Below are 18,095 nucleotides of genomic sequence, written 5' to 3'. Positions count from 1 at the left end.
CACCGCCGACCGTCGCTGAGCGAAGATGCGCCGATGACCGTGCGGGGCAATCTGCCTGCCCAGACCACGACGTTCATCGGCCGGCGGGCGGTGCTCGCCGAAACCCGGGCACTCCTCGGCACAGCCCGGCTGGTCACGCTGGTGGGCACCGGCGGGATCGGCAAGACGCGCATCGCCGTGGAGGTAGGACGCGGCGCCGCGCAGACGTCGGTGTTCCAGCACGGGGTCTGGGTGGTGCCGCTCGCAGGTCTCAAGGATCCGGCGCTGCTGCTGCGCACGGTCGCGGCCGAGCTCCGGATCGTCGACAACTCACCGGATGCGTGCCTTTGGCGGCTCGTGGAGTCGTTGTACGACAAGCACTTGATGCTCGTGCTGGACGGTTGCGAGCACCTGCTGGAGTCGGTGCGCCACCTCGTGCACCACCTGTTGCGGGACTGCGAAGGGCTGACGATCCTCACGACGTCGCGGGAGCAGCTCGGTGTATACGGCGAGCGTCTGGTTCGGGTGCCGCCGTTGGACGAGGACGCGGTCCAGTTGTTGCGGGAACGGGCGGCCGATGACGACGTGCCCGAGGCCGCGGCGCTGTGCCGGGCGGTGAACGGGCTGCCGCTCGCGATCGAGTTGGTGGCGGCGCGGCCGGCCGAGACGTCGCCGGCCGGCGTGCTCGACCAGCTCGACGGCCAGGTCGCGCTGGAGCGGGTGTTCGAGTGGGCGACGCGGCAGTGCACGGACGAGGAACGGCGGCTGTGGGCGACGCTGTCGGTGTTCCCGGCGGACTTCGACCTCGCCGCGGCCGAGTCGGTGGCCGGCGAGGACGTGTCGGTGCCGTTGGCGGCGCTGGTCCGCAGGTCGATCGTGGTGGCGACGACGAGCCCGGTCACGCGGCAGACGCGCTACCGGTTGCTGGACACCGTGTCGCAGTTCGGTGCTCGCATGCTCACGAGTGCTGACGAGCCGTTACGGCGGCATGTGCTGCACTACAGCGCATTCGTGGACGAGGCGGCACGTTCGTGGTGCTCGCCGGACGAGAGGTTGTGGCTGGGCAGGCTGCGGGAGGAGTGGCCGAACATCCGTGCCGCGGTCGGGTACGCGCTGGAGACTCCCGACCTGGCCGAGACCGGCACCGTCATGGCGATGAACCTGCAGCGCAGCCGGTTCACGTCGGTCGCGGGACTGCTCGGCCAGGCACGCGACCTGCTCGCGGCGGCGCGCAAAGTGGTCACCGAGCCCCCGTTGCTCACGTCGTTGCTGGCGCACTGCGCGTGTCTGGCGCTGGCGCAGGGCGACGTGGCGGCGGCGATCCCGTTGATGAACGAGGCCCGTGCGTTGCCACGGATGCCGACGGTGGACAGGCATCTGGTGCTGGCCGAGGCCACGCACCTCTTCCTGGTGGCGGGCTCACCGGACTGCGTGCCGCTGTACGCGCACGTCGTCGAGTTGTGTCGTGAGCACGCGTCGGCGGGTGACACGTACATCGCCGAGCTGATGCACGCGACGGCCGTGTGTTCCCTGATGGACGCCGACACGGCCAGGACCGGTCTGATCGGGCTGGAGACCAACGGCGTGAACGCGTGGGGGCTCTGGCTTCGGGCGCTGTACGAGCTCCTGCACGGCGACCCGGCGCAGGCGCATCCGCCGGCGTTGGAGGCGTTGCGGATGCAGCTGACCGACGGCGACACGTGGGGACCCGCGTTCAGCCTGTGGTTGCTCGCCTGCACGTGCGCCGAGCTGGGCGCCCACGACCGCGCGGCCCGGTTGCTGGGAGCGTTGCGGTCGCAGGAACGGGCCGCGCGGATCTCGTTCACGAACCTGAGCCCGTTCCACCGGCTGCTGGAACGCGCGGACCGGACCGTCCGCCGCGTGCTCGGCGACGACTACCAGATGATCACGACGCTCGGCCAGGACCTGCGGCAGGAGCAGGCGATGGAGTTCGCGCTCGAACCGGTGCCGGCCTCGGAGCGCCGTCCGAGCAGGGGCGTCAGCGGGCGTCCGCCGCGGTTTTGAGACCGAACGCGATGAGCGCCGAGGCGGACAGGCGGTCCAGCACGGTTCGCTGGCGCAGCAGGAAAGCACGCGCCCGGCCGGCCGCGGTGATCAGGATCGGGAACCACAGCAGGCCGATGCCCAGGTGGATCGCCACCAGCACCGCACCCCACGTCGGCTGACCCACGGGGAGGAACTGCGGCAGCAGGGAGATGTAGAAGACGCCCGGCTTGGGGTTGAGGAGGTTGGTGAGGAGACCGACCCGGACGGCGGCACGTGCGGACGGCACCGGGGCGGGCTCGTCGGGCTCGGCCGGGCGGCGCGAGCCCCACAACGCCTTGACGCCCAGGTAGATCAGGTAGGCGGCACCGAGCCAGCGGACGATGTCGTAGGCCAGCTCGGACGCCTGCAGCAGAGCGGTCAGACCCACCAGGCCCGCGGTCGCCCACACCAGGCAGCCCAGGGTGCTGCCGACCACGACGCCCAGCGCGGTGCGGCGGCCCACCAGCACGGCGGTTCGCAGCACCAGCAGGGTCTCCAGGCCCGGCGTGATGACGGTGAGCAGCGCGACGAGCGTGAAGCTCAGGAGCGCGGTGGTCGACATGTCGTCATGAGAACACGGAAAAGCCGGGCCGCGGGAAGAGTTAACACGGCCGACACCCCGCGCGGTAGGTTCGGAGCTGCGATGACCGGACCGTTCCACCTCGTGTTGCGCAACGCGATCCGTGAGCGCGGGCTGCCGCTGGACCGCCTGCGGTCGCGCCTCGCCGAGCGCGGGATCGACGTCGGGCTCGCGAGCCTGAGCGACTGGCAGCACGGACGGGCGTGGCCGCGGCGGCCGAAGTCGTTGCAGGCCATCGCCGCGCTGGAGGAGATCCTCGGCCTGCCGGAGCGGACGCTGACGAGCCTGCTCTGCTCGCACCGGCCGCCACCGTTCCGGCCGCGTCAGGGCGTGGACGAGTACACCGGACCGATGGCGGAGCTCCTCGACGCGCTGCCCGGCGCACGGGCGTGGCGGCTGGAAGTCCTGACGTCCGAACAGGTCGTGCACGTCGGTCCGGACCGCTGCCCCTCACGCCTTTGCAGCCGTTCGGTCGCGCGGGCCCGTCGCGACGGCGTGGACCGGACGGTGGTCCGCTACTACGGCGGACCGGGATGCGAGATCGACGGGGTCGAGGTCGTGCCACGGCGCAACTGCACGCTCGGCAGGGTGCTGCGGCACCACGACGGACGCGTGCTCGCCGCGGAACTCCTTTTCGGCCAACCACTTCAGTCCGGTGACACGTGGGTGTGGGAGACCGAGCTGCACGACCCGGCCGCCTCGCGCACCGACTGCGCGCACGGGTTCCGGCGGCCGGAGGGCACCTGCCTGATGGAGGTGCGGTTCCACCCGGAGGCGCTGCCCCGGCGCGTGTTCGAGTACTTCCGCGCCGACCTGCACGTGGAGCAGCACGTGCTGACCGAGCTGCCGTTGAACGTCCACAACGCGGTGCACGTGACGACGACCGGCATGACCTCCGGCGTGGTCGGCATCAACTGGGAGTGGCCTACAGGATCTGGGTGATGTTGGGTTCGACGCCCAGCAACGCGCGGCCGCACGCCTCCATGTTCCACGGCGGGTTGATCATCGCGTGCCGCAACGCGGTCTGCATGTCGCGCAGCAGGACGCTGAGCGGACTGGACTCCGCCACCGCCGACGCGCCGTGTACGGCGACCAGTGCGTCGAGCGCTTCGCCGCACTGCCGGACCGCGTGGGTGACGTGCAGGCGGTGCCGCGCCCGCGTCCGGTAGTCGGGAAACGTGCCGGCCATCGCGTGGCTGTCGATCACCTCGGCGCTCGACCGGACCAGCAGCCGCGCGACGTCGATCTTGGCGGTCGCCTCGGCGACGGCGATCTGGAACGGCGGGGCGTCGCTCTGCCGCTGGTAGGTGGTGAACGCGACGGGGCGGCTCGCCTTCGCCGTCACGTGGTCCAGCGCGGCCGAAGCCATTCCCAGGTACGGACCCGCCATGTAGCTGAGCACGGTCGGGATCAACGCCGACCGGAACCGCGGTGAGGACCCGTTCGCGCTGGAGATCGCGTCGTTCAGCCGCAGCACGCGGTGGTCCGGCACGAACACGTCCTGTCCGGACACCAGGTTGCTGCCGGTGGCGCGCATGCCGACGGTGTGCCAGGTGTCCTTGATCCGCAGCTCGCCCATCGGGACGGCCGCGACACCGACCTGGCCCGGCGCGACCGGGAACCCGAACACGCCCCACGACGCGTGCAGACAGCCGGAGGCCGGGAACCACTCGCCGGACATCCGCCAGCCGCCGTCGACGCGTTCAGCCGTGGCGTGCGGGGTGAGCACGACGCAGACGTGCGTGTCCGGGCCGTCCGCGTAGATCTCCCGCTGCGCCTCGGACGACAGCTGGGCTACCACCAGATCGGCCGCGCCGAGGATCATCACGACCCAGCTGGCCGACGGATCGCCGTGCGCCAGCTCGGCCAGCGCGTCCACCGCGGACCCCAGACCCAGTTCGAGACCACCGAACTCGGCGGGCACGAACATGCGGAACATGCCGGCGTCCCGCATCGCCGTCATCGTCTCGTCGGGCAGCCGGCGGTCCCGGTCCCCCGCCGCCTGACCACTCGCCAGCACCGGCCTCAATGCGGCCGCCGCCTCCACCAGCTCCGCTGATTCGCGCATGACGTCCCCCTGTTCGCCGAGGCTAACAAGGGGACGCGCCCTGCGACGGGCCGCTTGGCTCCATGAACCCGAAGAGCGGAATATAGTTGACATCAACTAGCTAGGATCGGATAGTTGAGATTGACCAAGGAGGACGGATGACCCGCCGGAAGGTGTCGAACCCGCTGGCGCTGGCGGTGCTGGCGTTTCTCGTGATGCGGCCGATGCACCCGTACGAGCTGGGCAAACAGCTCAAGGACACGGGCAAGGACCGGGACATCAAGTTCAACCGCGGTTCGCTCTACATGGTCGTCGAGCAGCTGCGGAAGGCCGGGTTCGTCGCCGAGCAGGAGACCGTCAAGGACACCCAGCGGCCCGAACGCACGATCTACGCACTGACCGATGCCGGGCGCGACGAGCTGTACGACTGGATGCGCGAGCTCGTCCGCGAACCGGCGCACGAGTACCCGCAGTTCGGTGTGGCGCTGTCGTTGATCTCGGTGCTGGACCCGGTGGAGGCCGTGGACCTGCTCGGCGCCAGGGCCGGCGCGCTCACGAGGACGATCGACGCCTCCCGCACGATGATCGACAAGGCGACCGCCGACGGGGTCGAGTGGATCTTCCTCGTCGAGGAGGAGTACCGGATCGCGTTGCTGGAGGCCGAACTGCGGCTGGTCGAGAAGCTCACGGGGGAAATGGCGAAAGCCGAGTACCAGGACGCATGGCGGCAACACTTCGGAGGGGAACAGTGAAGGCACTGGTCATCGGCGGCGGGATCGCGGGTCCCGTCACCGCGCTCGCCCTGCAGAAGGCGGGCATCGACTCGGTCGTGTTCGAGGCGTACGACACCACGGCGGACGGGGTGGGCGGCATGTTGTCCGTGGCACCCAACGGACTCGCCGCGCTGAAGACCGTCGGGCTCGAACCGGACTTCGGCGAACCGTTGCGCCACATGGTGATGGCCGACGCCCAGGGCCGCACGCTGGGCCGCATCAGCGGCGAGATGAGCCGGGTCGTGCCGCGGGCCGCGCTCTACCAGCGGCTGCGCGAGCTGACCACCGCCCAACGGATCAAGGTCGAGCACGGCAAGCGCCTCGTCGACGTGCACGGCGAAAACGGTGTCACCGCAACGTTCTCCGACGGCAGCACCGAACACGGCGACGTGCTGGTCGGCGCCGACGGCATCCGGTCGACGGTCCGGACGATCATCGATCCCAGGGCACCACAACCGGAGTACGTGGGTCTGCTCGGCATGGGCTCCTACGCCGAGAACAGCGGCGTGCACGGCGATCCGGAGACGATGTACTTCGTCTTCGGCAGCTCGTTCCTGGGCTACTGGGAACAAGCCGACGGCACCATCGCCTGGTTCAACAACCTCGCGGTCGATGATCCGGACGAGCAGACCACCGTGCCGTGGCTCGAACGCCTCCGCGAGGCGTACGGCGACGACATGCCCGCGAAACAACTGCTGGCGCACAGCGAGGAAGTCATCTCCGCCGGTCCGTTGGAGATCATGCCGAGCGTGCCGCACTGGTACCGCGACCGCATGGTCCTGGTCGGCGACTCCGCTCACGCTCCGAGCCCCAGCTCCGGTCAGGGCGCCTCGCTGGCGGCGGAGTCGGCCGTGCAGCTGGCCAGGTGCCTGCGCGACATCCCGGACATCCCCGCGGCTTTCGCCACCTACGAGCGGATGCGCAGGCCGAGGGTCGAACGGATCGCGGCGCGCGCGGCCCGCACCAACAGCAAGAAGCGCGGAATCGGCCCGATCACCCGGCTGCTGATGCCGTTGGCGATGAAGACCTTCGGGGCCAAGGCCTTCGCCAAGGAGCAGAACTACCGCATCGACTGGGGCGCCCAGGTCACCAGGTAGCGGTCTTTCTGCTGACAGCAGAACCGTGATTTGCGGTGCTCCCGGTGCTGTCACCATGAGGAAATGGCGGAGATCCTGGACTTCAAACGCGCACCCGAACCGCTGTGGCGTGAGGCCTTGGGCCGCAAGCTGCGCGAGACCAGGGAGGCACGCGGTGACCGCCTGGTCGACGTGGCCGAACGCGCGGGCATCTCGGTGCAGTACCTGTCCGAGATCGAACGCGGCCGCAAGGAACCGTCCAGCGAGATGATCGCGGCGGTCACCGGTGCGCTGGGCATCGACCTGGCCGATCTGCTGATCGGTGTCGCCGGCCAGGTCCGTCTCTTCCAGAGCACTCAGCACTTCCACACGTCGCGGCCCATCGGCCGCCCGTCCGGCCCGGTGCTCATGGCGGTCGCCTAACGCTGCTCCAGCACCTGGTCCGCGAGCCCGTACTCGACGGCGCCCGCCGCGTCGAACACGCGGTCCCGGTCGGTGTCGTGGCGCAGTTCGGCCACGCTCCGGCCGGTGTGCCGGGACAGGATCTCCTCCAGCTGCGTGCGCACCCTGACCACCTCGTCCGCCGCGAGGATCAGGTCGGGGATCGCGCCACGCCCCTGCGCCGCGGGCTGGTGCAGCACAACCCTGCTGTGCGGCAACACAGCACGCCGTCCCTCCGCGCCCGCGGCCAGCAGCACCGCACCCGCCGCGACGGCCTGGCCGACGCACGTCGTCGCCACCGGCGCCTTGATGTAGCGCATGGTGTCGTAGAGCGCGAGCATCGCCGAGGGATCGCCGCCCTCGCAGTTGATGTAGAGGTTGATCTCCAGGTCCGGGTTGTCCGACTCCAGGTGCAGCAACTGCGCGATCAACGCGTTGGCGACCCCGGAGTCGATCCCGGTGCCCAGGTAGACGATCCGCGAGCTCAGCAGGTGCGAGTAGACGTCCATGATCCGCTCGCCGCGCGCGTCCCGCGTGATGACGTTGGGAATCGTGTAGGTGCTCATGCGACAGCTCCCGCGTGCAGTCCCAGCTGATGCGTGCGCACGGGCACGACCTGCCCGAGATCACTGACGACGTGGTCGATGAACCCGTACTCGAGCGCCTGCGCGGTGGTGAACCACCTGTCGTGCAACGAGTCCGTGAAGATCCGGTCGAACGGCTGCCCGGTGTCCTCGGCGATCAGCCCGAGCACGGTGTCCCTGGTGTGCCGCAGGTCGTCCGCCTGCACCTCGACCTCCACCGCCGAACCGCCGATGCCGGCACTCCCCTGGTGCATGAGAATCCGCGCGTGCGGCAACGCGAACCGCTTCCCCTTGGCACCGGCGGAAAGCAGGAACTGACCGGCACTGCACGCCAGTCCCAGCGCCAGCGTCGCGACGTCGCACGGCACCAGCCGCATCACGTCCCGGATCGCCAGCATCGCGGGCACCGAACCGCCCGGCGAGTGGATCCACAGCGCGATGTCCTGCCGCGGGTCCTCACTCGCCAGCGACAGCATCTGGGTCGCCAGCACCGTCCCGTTGTCGTCGTCGAGCGCGCCGTCGAGAATCAGCACCCGCTGAGCGAAGAACCGTTCCCGCAGTCCTGGGCTGAAGAGCCTCTCGTTGTTCGTCATGGCACCGACGATGCCGGTCGGCCCGGCCGGTTCGCCGTTTTCTCTGCTGTGGGCAGATCAGCCCACAGCAGGGCTCGCCCGGCCGAGCGGTTTGTTGCCGATTCATCTCGCCACGCTCATTCGCCTGGACAAACACCCCGCTGACGATCGACAACTGCCAGGATGGCGCGGTACGAACTCGGGCGGGAGGGCAATCGTGGACAACTCGCTGATGGCGGCACTGGTGCCGGTGGTCGTCATCTGTGTCGGTTTCGCGGTCTACTGCGTGGCCGACGTGCTCCGAGCCGACCGGACGAAGCACCTGCCGAAGTGGGCGTGGCTGCTGATCTGCCTGGCCTCGATCCCCATGGGCGGCATCCTCTACCTCGTGCTGGGCAGGGTGCCCCGTGACCGTTGACGCCTACACCGCGACGGGCCTGCGCAAGGACTTCGGCGGCGTCGGCGTGCTCGGCGTCGACCTGGAGATCCCCACCGGCTCGGTGTTCGGACTGGTCGGCCCCAACGGTGCCGGCAAGACGACGTTGCTGTCGATGCTGGCCGGACTGTCCACACCGGACTCCGGAGAGATCGGCTTCGGCTCGGCCGAGGTCGCGCTGTGCACCGACGTGCCGGACTTCGAACCGTGGCTCACCGCCGAGGAGGTGCTCGACCTGGGCATCCACCTCACCCGCCCCGAACTGCCACCCGCGGCCGCACGTTCGTTGCGCGACGAGGTCCTCGCGAAGGTGGGGCTGACCAGCTCCGCCCGCCGCGGGGTCGGCGGCTTCTCGCGGGGCATGCGCCAACGCCTCGGCGTCGGCGCCGCGCTGACCGCGGGCCGCCCGCTCGTGCTGCTCGACGAGCCGACGTCCGGCCTCGACCCTGACGGCCGCGCCATGATGCTGGACCTGGTGCAGGGCCTGCGCGGCGAGATGACGACGGTGTTCTCCAGCCACGTCCTCGCCGACGTGGAACGCGTGTGCGACCGGATAGCGGTGCTGCGCAACGGTGTCGTCGTGGCACAAGGCGCGACCGCCGACATCCTCAACGCCTCGGCGGAACGCACGTGGGACATCGACGTCGTCGACGAAGCCCCGCGACTGGCCGCCGAACTGGCCGCGCTGCCGTGGGTGGAACGCGCCGCGGCAACCGGGCAAACCAGAGTGAGCGTCACGGCGGTGACCCCGTCGGCAGGCCACACAGGTCTCGCGCGGGTGCTCACCGGTTTCCGCCTGGTGTCCCTGAAACCGCGCGACCGCGGTCTGGAAGACGTCTTCGACTCGCTGGTGTCCGAAGTGGGTGGTTCGCTCCGATGAGCCTGTGGCGACTGGAATGGCTGCGTCTGTCCCGCACCCGGCGACTGCTGGCGCTGGCCGCGGTGTTCGTGGTGTTCGGCCTGGGATCCCCTCTGCTGACCCGCTACCTGGCCGACGTGCTGGCGTCCAGCGCACCGGGCGGCATCAAGATCGTGGCGCCCACCCCGACCCCGGCCGACGGCATCGCCTCGTACCAGAAGAACGTCCAGCAACTGGGCGCCGTCCTGCTGGCCTTCATCGCCGCAGCGGCGTTCCGCGGCAAGGCGGAAGTGTTCCTGCGCACCAGAATCACCCGCCGCCGCGACCACGTGCTGCCCGGCCTGGTCGTGACGACGCTGGCGGCCTGGGCCTGCTACCTGGCGGGCCTGCTGGGCGCCTGGTACGAGACCGCAGTGCTGCTCGGCGCCCCCGGTACCACCGCGATGCTCGCCACCGCGGCATTCACCATGCTGTACCTGGCCTTCGCCGTGGCACTGACCCTGGCGATCGCCTCGTTCACCCGAACCGCCGTCCCCGCAGGCTTCGCCTCCACCGCACTGCTGCTCCTCGTGCTCCCCCTGCTCTCCGGCGTGCGCACCCTCGGCAACTACCTGCCACCCGACCTACCGGGTTCGGCGTTGTCCTTGATAGCAGGCACTTCCACCCCCACCGACCACTGGCGCGCAACCGCAGTGACCCTGGCCGCCACCGCCGCCTTCGTGTCCGTAGGCCTCAGCCGCGCACCCCGCACGCGCCCAGCACCTCAACGTCATCCGGCGTGAGTGACAGTCAACAGTTGCAGATCGGTTGGTTGTCTCATCGAAGGGTGGCGGCTGGGCGCTCCCGCTGGGGGCGGAGCACCACCTCGCTGCCGACAGGGGTGAATCCGCAGGCGAGAAAGGCGCGCAGGGAGCGGGCGTTGCCCGGCGCGACGGCAGCGAAGACCGGTTCGCCTTCGGGGACCAGAGAGAGGGCGTCGGTGAGCAGGGACCGGCCGTGGCCTCGGCTGTCGTTGTGGGAGTGGAGTTCGATGCTCAGCTCTCGTCGGCCTGCCAGGCCGTCGGCCAGAGTGACGAGGCCGCGTTCGTCACCATGAATCGTGACGTTGCTCCGGAGCTCCCGGGCGTGCCGCACGCGCGGATGATCGTCTGCGTCGGTGAGCGGCTGCAGGCGCGGTGAGCCGCCGGTGCCGCGGGCGGTGAGCGTGGCATCGGTGACGCCGATCCAACCGTTGGGGCCGGCGAGATAACGCAAGAAATCCGGAGAGAGTGACGCGCCGAAGCCGTCCGGCTTCCGGTCGTGGACGGCCCGGTCCGTCAGGGCGGTGGCGACGACTGCGTGGCCGGTGAAGGCGACCGAGCACTCAAGCCCTGCGGGCAGGGGCGGCAGGACGGTCACCCGGCCGTCGACGCGTGGGAATCGGCCGTCGGCCGCGTCGAGGAAGAACGTCAGGAGCGGGTGCGGTTCACCCATGATCGGTCATCCGTCCATTGAGGAGAGCTCTGGCGGGAAGGAGCGCGGCTTTCAGCCGGGTTCTCCATGCTCATGGTGTCTGGACCGCGTCGTAGAACGACTTCGCGAGTTCACGCAGCGGCCCCCGGCACTCCTGCGACCTCGGCGCGGGCTTGTCCGCAGGTTTGTTCTCGAGAATCAGCACGGCGTTCGCGTCGAGGATCATCAGCATGCAGCTGTCCCTGTCCTTCGGTGTCAGCCACTTCGCCTTCTCGCCCACCGTCACTTCGTCGGCCGTACCGTCGTCGGCCGGATCAGCGCCTGGTTTGGATGTCACGTCGTACACTTCACGGGCCTTGATCGCGCCGCGGCCTGCACCGGCAGGGCCCGAGATGTCGCTCTTCTCGTCTCGCCAGGCCGACACCTGCAGGTTCACCCGTGGCCAGTCCGGGATGCGCTGGAACTCACATCCGGTCAGCATGTCGGACACCGAGGGGTCCTCGTTGCCGGACCGGAACGGCGGCAGCCCCGGCACCCTCTGCGTCACCTGCCGACAGGTCGGCAACGCCGTGTACTTGGCGCGGACGGGCGCAGGCGATGCCGGTGGCGTGATGGAGATGCCCTCCGGCCCGCCACTCAACGGGTCGCCACCGTTGCACGCCGCACTCAACGCGAGCACCGTCAGGCCCAGGATTCCAGCAGCTCGATTCACCGCGCCCCCAGCGCCTTCCGCAGATCCTGTTTCCTCGGCACGAGGCCGACTCCTGGACGGACTCGCCGATGTCCTACCACGACCCGAGGTGAGCCCGGCATCGTTGAACACCTCCCGCAGATCCCGCTGCAGCCGCCCGACGTTCGCCAGAGAGACCGCCGCGGCGTTTGCCGTCAGGCCGACCAGCGCTCCGTTGCCGATGTGCAGTGTCACCAGGCGATGTGGACTCTGCAGGGCGAACCCGCACAGGGAACCGTTGATTCCGAAGTGGATGCTCGACGCTGACGAGGTCGAGCGAAGCGAGACCTGGGGGCCCGGGGCGCAGCCCCGGCTGGGGGTCTGGGGGCTCGGCCCCCAGAAAACACTCGGGCGGCCTCCGGTTCGCGCTTTCCGCGAACAGAGACCGCCCGGTCGAACGATGCCCCCGGCGCGCCTCGTACAACATCTACACGCTCGCGCACCCGCCGTGAACTGCAGGTTTCCGCCACCGTGGAGGTCCCACGTGGCCGCCGCCGCCGCGCTGGCGGTGATGCGTGATGAGCCCGAACGAGATCATTCATGGCCTGACAAACCTGCAAGCTGACGGTCTGGCCTGCCCAGTGTGCGGAGCGAACTACCTACAGGTCGTGGCTGCGTCGGTGCCCGTTGGGTGCTCGGTGACCGGCTCCCAGGTCCACGCCTGCGTCGGGCAGTGTGCCGAGTCAGCCAGGGCAGCGATCGAGGCTGGGCACGGAGTAGGTGGTGCGCGATGACCACCACCGCCGGTCGCGATCGCTCGTTGTGGGTGCAATGCGCATGCACGGCTCTGGTCGCGCTCGGCGCGGCGTACGCCTCGTACCGGCACGGGCGTGAGTTCGCGCTCCGCTTCGGCGCGGACGAGACAACCGCGGCGATCTGGCCGCTGATCGTGGATGGCTTGTTGACCACGGCGACGGTGGAGCTGTGGAAGACCGGTCGCGGCGGCGGGCGCTGGAAGGCTTGGCTGGCGTTCGTGTTCGGCATCGTGCTCTCGCTTTGCGCCAACGTAGCCGCTGCTCCGGAGTTGAGCGTGTTCGCCGTAGCGGTCGCGGCGTGCCCGCCGCTGGCACTTCTCCTCGCGGTCGAGCTGCTCAACCATGCGCTGAAACGCCGACGCGCCGAGAGTGTGAACGAGACCGGAACCGAGAGCAACGCGAACAGTGACGAGGACGGCGGCGTGATACGTCTCGCGGCGGTCTCGGACGACTCCCTACCGTCAGCAGAACAGACCGCCGAGCAGCGGATGTGGACGTACTTCCATGCGCAGGTCGCACGCGGCCGTATGCCATCTGGCGCGGAATTGGATCGAGCAGCGGGAACCAACAACTATGGTCGCCGGGTATTGCGTCAGTGGCACGAGAAGGGCCGAATCAGCTCCACGGCTACTCAGCTTCGCCAGCAAGGCACGTCGAACTGTGACACAACGATGCATCGATCTTGAGAATGCGGAGTCGGCGGCGTGCGAGTCCCGTGGGACAAGCTCGCCACGGTCGTGTATGGATCAATCCATGACACCAGAGCAGGCGGCACAGTTGATCGACATGATCGATGACTACGCGATCTGTTCGGATCTTCGCGCGTATGCATGGGGACGACGTCGCTGGCTGCAGGAAACGGGCGCGTCCAGCGACATGATCAAGTACGCGCGCGAAGTCGAACAGAGCAAGGCGCAACACGCGCAAGATGCCTTCGACGGAGTGCGCGAGTTTGTCGAGGCACTGGTCCGTGGCGAATCTCCCGCTCTGCGTGCTGATCGTGATGATGCGCGCGAGGTGCTGAGCGAGTTCGTCAGCAGCGCCGACGCTGCGGTCAAAGCCCAGCTGAGCAAGAGCAGTACATCGCACGAGCTGCTGAACGCCCGTAGCGCAGCCGGAATCGTTGTCGAGTGTTGGCGCGACGTCTTGGAGCCGTGGCACTACTACTTCAGCGACGCCGAGATGGCCTGGATGAGCATGATCACCACACGCGATATCGCTCACCTGATTGACGTCAGGGCGAACGCAATCGACTTTGAAGGCGTTCGACGTGTGATGACCGATGGTGACCGCGAAGTCCTGCCGGAGACCAGCGTGCGCGATGCTCTCGGACCGGCGTGGCGCTCGATCGAACACCGCATCGCGGATCGCATATCGAATGCGGTCGCGAACGGTATGACCGCTGCTACGTATGTGGGCTGGGCTGGCCGAGTTTGCTCGGACTGGTGGGGTGGCACGCGCTGGGTGGCGCTGGCTGAGCAGGTCGCCGAGAAGCTCGAACTGGACGACGTAGAAGCACAGCAGCTGGTGCATGCTCCACATCGGTTGCCGTTCGAGCGGTGGGAAGCCGTGATCGAGGCGTTGGCGAACATCAGGTAGCGGCGTGTGTCGGACAGGGGCTCAAGACAGATGACAAAGTTAGGCTGGCGTACCGATCCGCAGGTGAACGACCTGTTCAACAGGTACCACGAGCTGGGGAATGCCTACTGCTCGACCACTCGTGCGGCCGATCCGATCGCCTCGGCCGAGGCTGTGCTCAACCACCCGGTTCAGGTAGCCGACAGCCGTTTCCGTTCCCAGGCGGCCTTCTACGCCCTTTGGGGTGAGTTGCTCGTTGTGGTGTGGCACCTTCGTAACCGCGGTGTCTCAGCTCAAGCGCTCTCCGACAGTCGGGGCTTGTTGAGCCGCAACGACGTCGACCGCCTCATCGCTGAGGCAACCGCGCCCACAGCCCGTTCGCTTGCTGAGAACTGGGCGAGCTCGGCATTCGTCGGCGAGGTTGCGAACAAGCTCAACCAGCTACGGCGGGCGGGGAAGGAAGCCGAAGCCGAGCGGCTACGCAAGGCCGCCCGCCCCTTCTTGCGCGTCTGGTTCGAACAGAACGTGCCCGCTGACCCGCCGGACGAAACCGCCCGCGCCTACTCCCGGCCTCCTGAAGTTGTTGCCGCCGAACGCGCAGCGTGGCAGGACGCTCGACGTCTCGTCAAAGAACGCATCCGAGAGCTCTGAACCAGGAAGGGAGCGAATGGTGCGGAACGCGGCGCTGAACGCGAAGCAGCTGGCTGTTCTCAGGTGGGTCAGCGGCGGGTGCGCAGACGGCGTCTACGAGGGAACAGCTCACCGCCTGGTCGCTCGTGCGCTGCACAACCGCGGCCTGATCGTGGTGAAGGGCAACGGACCGTCGTGGACGGCACGAATGACCGACGAGGGCAACCACTTCCTCGAACACGGCGAGCACCCGCCAGCCGACGTCCGCGTGGAAAGCAGCCGTCCGACAAACGATCGCCCTGTCAAGGCACGGAAGCACGGGCCGGTCGACCAGCTGATGACGTCGCTCGCGGAAGCGCCCGATCGCCGCATCGTCGTACCGCACTCCGAGGCTGGTAGGTACCGAAGGCTCGCCGGGATGGCGAAGAACCTCGACCGGATCCCGGAAGGGTTCCTCATCTCCTTCGGACACTCACGGGAATCCGGCGGCTTCATGGTGACGCTGACTCTGGAGCCAGTACCCGACTGGCAGACCAAAGTGCTGGACCCGTTGCACGTCTCGCACGAGTTGTCGAACCCCAGTGATGTCGTGCGCACCATGATGGCGAGCGACAACTTCCCCGTCGCCGGCGAGCCTCGAGATCGGGCTTTCCGGTTGCTGGAGGCGCTGGTGGCTGGCGCTCGAGAAGCGGGAATGACGGTCGATACCGGGCATCAGGCGCGCCGCGGATATGGAGCCGGCGGGCGCACCCAGGACGAGGTCACCTTCCGCATCGGCCAAGACGCGTTCCAGCTGCGCTTTACCCAGGCTACCTTGCAACGTCCTCACGAACCGACGGAACAGGAACTCGCCAGAGCACGCCGTGGCTACCTGTTCCCGGACTTCGATGAGATCCCGGACGAGCACCTCGGCGTCGTCCTGGAAGGGCCTGGCGCACAGTTCTGGGCGGGCAAGTGGAAGGACACCAGCGACCACCGCTTGGAGGACGATCTTGCACAGATGCTGGAAGAAATCCGCCTCCGTCACGGATACCTCACCGACTTGCGTGAACAGGAACAGGAGCGACAGCGCCAAGCCCAGCAGGCACGGGTTGAGCGTCAGAGGCGATTGGACGCCGCGCGTGCCCGTGCGGTGGTGGCGTACCGGGAACACATGATCGACGAGGAGGCTCGTGATCAGGCCAGGAGGTGGCGGGAGGCCAAACAGATGCGGGACTACGCCGCTGAGGTCCGTCGCCATGCCTCGGCGCTCGGTACGGATGGTGAGGAACGGGCACACGCGTGGGCGGAGAGGATCGCTGAGGTCGCCGACGCTCTGGATCCGTTCCCAGATCAGGCCGTTCCGCCCGCCGACATCGCTGCGCCTTCGGAGAGCGACCTGCAGGCGTTCACGGATCTCTGAGTCGTGAGCAGCCCTAGCTCCACCAGCGACGACGCCGCACCTCGATGTACTGGACGGGGATCTCCGATGGCTTCAGCGGACGGTCGACGACGGGACGATAGTTCGCAGGGGTGATCCGTTCTTCCTCGTGCACGCTCGCGATCACGTCGGCGAAGATGCTGTGCCCGTTCTCTCGCAGCTGGTCGACCAGGCGTGTAACGAGCAGGTCCAAGCGGCGGACTTCCGCTTCCGCCGCGCCCAGCCGTTCCTGCATGGTCACAGCGCGATGACCGCACCAGGAACGCAACAGTTCGTGCAGTGGGCGCCTGCGTTCGAGGTACCAGCTGTACTCCCACTCCGGATCCGAGGTCCGCTCCTCGCCTCGATGATTGGTGTAGGTCTCGCCGCGTTTCGTCTTCTCGCGGTACTCGCGCTCGTCCTCCAGCACGAAGTCCAGCACCGGTGCGGGATTGACCTGACACGCGAACTCGGCGATCAAGAGGCTTCCCTCTGGTGACACCACGTCGTGCCCGTCGGAGTTCGTCAGCGACTCGACCCGATCGACCAGCTGCGCGACTGGGACACCGATCAGCGGTTCGAGCTTCACCGGATCGATGATCTCGGCTGTCCGATCGGACCAGTCAAGGTTGACGATCTCCTCTGCGATCAACATTTCGAAGATGTATTCCACAGCTGACCCTTCGATCTCGGTCAGCTCGAACCCGCAGACGCGATGCCAGTTCGCCATCATCTCGTCGTACCGACGCACATCGGACCACGGCCCGCGCAGGCGCCGTTCTGGGACGTTCGCCTTCTTCCCAGCGGTTTCGCCGTCCATGAATTCGATCTCGTACCGCGGGTTCCGCTTCGACGTGTCGATGGCGACGATACGCACGCGCTGCGAGGGATCGTGGTCGCGTTGCCGATAGATCTGCTCGTCACCGATCTGGATCATCGTCCGTGGACCTCGTCGACTTCCTGTGGCTGAACGCCCAGATCGTAGTGGGGCTATTGCCACGCCAGGAGATGAACGCACGTAGCTCTCGCACAGCGGCAAGGTTTACTACCACTGGGAGCGCGCTCAAGACCTGCCTGGCAACACCGCTAGCCTGCAGGGAACGGCACCGGCATGCCAATGCCTGGTGGTACCACAACCACTCCCTCTACGTCGGACGTGGCAAACGTCGACGCGGCGACATCGACAGGCAAGCTGAAGACCCGAACTTCGAGCCCGTTCGGAAGCGCCGCTGTCTTGGTTGCTGGCAACGGACGCCCCTGGCTTACCAAGTAGTCAAAGGTCTGCGGATGCCCGAACACTCCGACCGTCCCTGATTCGATCGGTTCTTCACCTGGCACGTATACCGCGCGGGTGCGGACGCCTGGCTCAAGCTGTTGGACATGGATGATCGTCCCAACCGGAAGTGAGCCACCGACGATGTCTCCGAACTCCATGCGCTCTGCTGACGTCACCACGCGGCAACGGTGCTCAAGACCGGGACGGGCCGCGAACCACTCATGATCTTCGATCATCTGGTTGTCGATGCCGCGGACAACTGGGCATGTTGGCGCATGCTCAAGGTGTCCCTTAACGGACCACTTGCCGCAGTCGGAACACTGGGAGGCAGGGGCATGACGCCGACGCTGGTCGCGATCGCTCATGTGATCACCATACCGATGTTAGGAACCGAACAGCAGTTTGATACTTGATCAAGCCAGACCGCGCTCCAATCGATCCAGCGCACTCAATCTGCAATCTACACCTAGCGGCCGCTACCGATACATCGCCAAGATGCTGATCTTGTCGTTTACTATGCGGAAGGCTCCTCCGCACCTCAAATGGCATCCGGTTCAGCGTCCAACGGTTCGGCGCGCTCTCCAGCGAATTCGCGCAATCGCCGACCCGCCCACTCAAGCGCGTTGGCAAGCACCACCATCTCAGCATCCCCGTGCACGCGAATGGTGACCTGATCAACTTCTACCGTTGGGCCCGTGCCGGTGTCGACGTCGATACCGCAGTTGCCCTTGGAGTTCGCCAGAGTGACCTCTGTCCATCCTCCATGTCCGGCATCGCCGCCCATCTCCCCGGTAGTGGCGACTGCGGCCTTGAGCTGGCATGCATCCTCAAAGTGCGCTTCATCTCGGTGGACTGCCATGTCACGAGAGTAGCGGCTAGGTC

The 18,095-nt window shown here is 67.7% G+C and carries 21 protein-coding genes; 12 read left to right on the top strand and 9 right to left on the bottom strand.

What is annotated here, in order from left to right:
* Positions 1 to 33 precede the first annotated feature (33 nt).
* Positions 34 to 2,004 carry a hypothetical protein gene (locus ABZV40_RS05125; protein WP_355436025.1) on the top strand — a complete coding sequence of 657 codons (1,971 nt, stop codon included), beginning with the start codon at positions 34 to 36 and terminating at the stop codon, positions 2,002 to 2,004.
* Here ABZV40_RS05125 and ABZV40_RS05120 read toward each other — a convergent pair.
* Positions 1,979 to 2,587, bottom strand: a complete 609-nt coding sequence (locus tag ABZV40_RS05120; protein ID WP_355436021.1) for a LysE family translocator — start codon at positions 2,585 to 2,587, stop codon at positions 1,979 to 1,981. The genes ABZV40_RS05125 and ABZV40_RS05120 overlap by 26 nt on opposite strands.
* 81 nt (positions 2,588 to 2,668) lie before the next feature.
* Here ABZV40_RS05120 and ABZV40_RS05115 point away from each other — a divergent pair, with 81 nt between their 5' ends.
* On the top strand, positions 2,669 to 3,547 hold the full coding sequence (locus ABZV40_RS05115; RefSeq protein WP_355436018.1) for a hypothetical protein: 879 nt from the start codon (positions 2,669 to 2,671) through the stop codon (positions 3,545 to 3,547).
* Here the strand turns inward: ABZV40_RS05115 and ABZV40_RS05110 are convergent.
* Positions 3,531 to 4,673, bottom strand: coding sequence for an acyl-CoA dehydrogenase family protein (locus ABZV40_RS05110; protein ID WP_355436015.1), 1,143 nt, complete (start codon positions 4,671 to 4,673; stop codon positions 3,531 to 3,533). The two genes, ABZV40_RS05115 and ABZV40_RS05110, sit on opposite strands and share 17 nt — an antisense overlap.
* A gap of 137 nt (positions 4,674 to 4,810) precedes the next feature.
* On the opposite strand from ABZV40_RS05110, the gene ABZV40_RS05105 reads away from it, so the two are divergent.
* The 3 genes from ABZV40_RS05105 to ABZV40_RS05095 all read left to right on the top strand — a co-directional run bounded on the left by ABZV40_RS05105 (position 4,811) and on the right by ABZV40_RS05095 (position 6,924).
* Positions 4,811 to 5,404, top strand: coding sequence for a PadR family transcriptional regulator (locus ABZV40_RS05105; protein ID WP_355436012.1), 594 nt, complete (start codon positions 4,811 to 4,813; stop codon positions 5,402 to 5,404).
* Positions 5,401 to 6,522 (top strand): NAD(P)/FAD-dependent oxidoreductase, encoded by a 1,122-nt coding sequence (locus tag ABZV40_RS05100; protein WP_355436009.1) that lies wholly within the window; start codon positions 5,401 to 5,403, stop codon positions 6,520 to 6,522. The genes ABZV40_RS05105 and ABZV40_RS05100 overlap by 4 nt, the downstream gene beginning before the upstream one ends.
* Before the next feature lie 63 nt (positions 6,523 to 6,585).
* Positions 6,586 to 6,924: a helix-turn-helix transcriptional regulator gene (locus ABZV40_RS05095; protein ID WP_355436006.1), complete on the top strand. Its 339-nt coding sequence runs from the start codon at positions 6,586 to 6,588 to the stop codon at positions 6,922 to 6,924.
* Here ABZV40_RS05095 and ABZV40_RS05090 read toward each other — a convergent pair.
* Both ABZV40_RS05090 and ABZV40_RS05085 read right to left on the bottom strand, forming a co-directional pair.
* Positions 6,921 to 7,508 carry an ATP-dependent Clp protease proteolytic subunit gene (locus ABZV40_RS05090; RefSeq protein WP_355436003.1) on the bottom strand — a complete coding sequence of 196 codons (588 nt, stop codon included), beginning with the start codon at positions 7,506 to 7,508 and terminating at the stop codon, positions 6,921 to 6,923. The genes ABZV40_RS05095 and ABZV40_RS05090 overlap by 4 nt on opposite strands.
* Positions 7,505 to 8,119 carry an ATP-dependent Clp protease proteolytic subunit gene (locus tag ABZV40_RS05085; protein ID WP_355436000.1) on the bottom strand — a complete coding sequence of 205 codons (615 nt, stop codon included), beginning with the start codon at positions 8,117 to 8,119 and terminating at the stop codon, positions 7,505 to 7,507. Before ABZV40_RS05085 ends, ABZV40_RS05090 begins: the two co-directional genes overlap by 4 nt.
* Before the next feature lie 196 nt (positions 8,120 to 8,315).
* On the opposite strand from ABZV40_RS05085, the gene ABZV40_RS05080 reads away from it, so the two are divergent.
* The 3 genes from ABZV40_RS05080 to ABZV40_RS05070 are packed head-to-tail and all read left to right on the top strand — an operon-like array spanning position 8,316 to position 10,175.
* Positions 8,316 to 8,516 carry a PLD nuclease N-terminal domain-containing protein gene (locus ABZV40_RS05080; RefSeq protein WP_355435997.1) on the top strand — a complete coding sequence of 67 codons (201 nt, stop codon included), beginning with the start codon at positions 8,316 to 8,318 and terminating at the stop codon, positions 8,514 to 8,516.
* The gene (locus ABZV40_RS05075) at positions 8,506 to 9,414 is read left to right on the top strand and encodes an ABC transporter ATP-binding protein (protein ID WP_355435994.1); all 909 of its coding nucleotides are present in this window, start codon (positions 8,506 to 8,508) and stop codon (positions 9,412 to 9,414) included. Before ABZV40_RS05080 ends, ABZV40_RS05075 begins: the two co-directional genes overlap by 11 nt.
* Positions 9,411 to 10,175: a hypothetical protein gene (locus ABZV40_RS05070; protein WP_355435991.1), complete on the top strand. Its 765-nt coding sequence runs from the start codon at positions 9,411 to 9,413 to the stop codon at positions 10,173 to 10,175. The genes ABZV40_RS05075 and ABZV40_RS05070 overlap by 4 nt, the downstream gene beginning before the upstream one ends.
* 34 nt (positions 10,176 to 10,209) lie before the next feature.
* Here ABZV40_RS05070 and ABZV40_RS05065 read toward each other — a convergent pair whose 3' ends face one another.
* Both ABZV40_RS05065 and ABZV40_RS05060 read right to left on the bottom strand, forming a co-directional pair.
* Positions 10,210 to 10,866 (bottom strand): N-acetyltransferase, encoded by a 657-nt coding sequence (locus ABZV40_RS05065; RefSeq protein ID WP_355435988.1) that lies wholly within the window; start codon positions 10,864 to 10,866, stop codon positions 10,210 to 10,212.
* Positions 10,867 to 10,936: 70 nt separating this feature from the next.
* On the bottom strand, positions 10,937 to 11,335 hold the full coding sequence (locus ABZV40_RS05060) for a hypothetical protein (RefSeq protein ID WP_355435985.1): 399 nt from the start codon (positions 11,333 to 11,335) through the stop codon (positions 10,937 to 10,939).
* A 970-nt stretch (positions 11,336 to 12,305) separates the two neighbouring features.
* Between ABZV40_RS05060 and ABZV40_RS05055 the strand changes: the two genes are divergently transcribed.
* The 4 genes from ABZV40_RS05055 to ABZV40_RS05040 all read left to right on the top strand — a co-directional run bounded on the left by ABZV40_RS05055 (position 12,306) and on the right by ABZV40_RS05040 (position 15,940).
* Positions 12,306 to 13,016 (top strand): DUF2637 domain-containing protein, encoded by a 711-nt coding sequence (locus ABZV40_RS05055; RefSeq protein WP_355435983.1) that lies wholly within the window; start codon positions 12,306 to 12,308, stop codon positions 13,014 to 13,016.
* 67 nt (positions 13,017 to 13,083) lie between these two features.
* Complete coding sequence (locus ABZV40_RS05050; protein ID WP_355435980.1) at positions 13,084 to 13,929, top strand: hypothetical protein; 846 nt, start codon at positions 13,084 to 13,086, stop codon at positions 13,927 to 13,929.
* A 63-nt stretch (positions 13,930 to 13,992) separates the two neighbouring features.
* A complete protein-coding gene (locus ABZV40_RS05045) occupies positions 13,993 to 14,559 on the top strand; it encodes a hypothetical protein (RefSeq protein ID WP_355435977.1) in 567 nt (188 codons plus the stop codon).
* A gap of 19 nt (positions 14,560 to 14,578) precedes the next feature.
* On the top strand, positions 14,579 to 15,940 hold the full coding sequence (locus ABZV40_RS05040) for a hypothetical protein (RefSeq protein ID WP_355435974.1): 1,362 nt from the start codon (positions 14,579 to 14,581) through the stop codon (positions 15,938 to 15,940).
* Between the two features lie 13 nt (positions 15,941 to 15,953).
* Here ABZV40_RS05040 and ABZV40_RS05035 read toward each other — a convergent pair whose 3' ends face one another.
* From ABZV40_RS05035 to ABZV40_RS05025, 3 genes are all read right to left on the bottom strand, one after another.
* Positions 15,954 to 16,874, bottom strand: a complete 921-nt coding sequence (locus ABZV40_RS05035; protein ID WP_355435971.1) for a hypothetical protein — start codon at positions 16,872 to 16,874, stop codon at positions 15,954 to 15,956.
* A gap of 149 nt (positions 16,875 to 17,023) precedes the next feature.
* Entirely contained in the window at positions 17,024 to 17,578 is a 555-nt protein-coding gene (locus ABZV40_RS05030; RefSeq protein ID WP_355435968.1) for a hypothetical protein, read from the bottom strand.
* Between the two features lie 173 nt (positions 17,579 to 17,751).
* Entirely contained in the window at positions 17,752 to 18,072 is a 321-nt protein-coding gene (locus ABZV40_RS05025) for a hypothetical protein (protein WP_355435966.1), read from the bottom strand.
* Positions 18,073 to 18,095: the final 23 nt, after the last annotated feature.

Origin of the sequence: Lentzea sp. NPDC004782, assembly GCF_040609115.1 — a bacterium.
In the GTDB taxonomy this organism is placed as follows: Bacteria; Actinomycetota; Actinomycetes; order Mycobacteriales; family Pseudonocardiaceae; genus Lentzea.
This window is presented reverse-complemented; position numbering and strand designations above follow the sequence as displayed.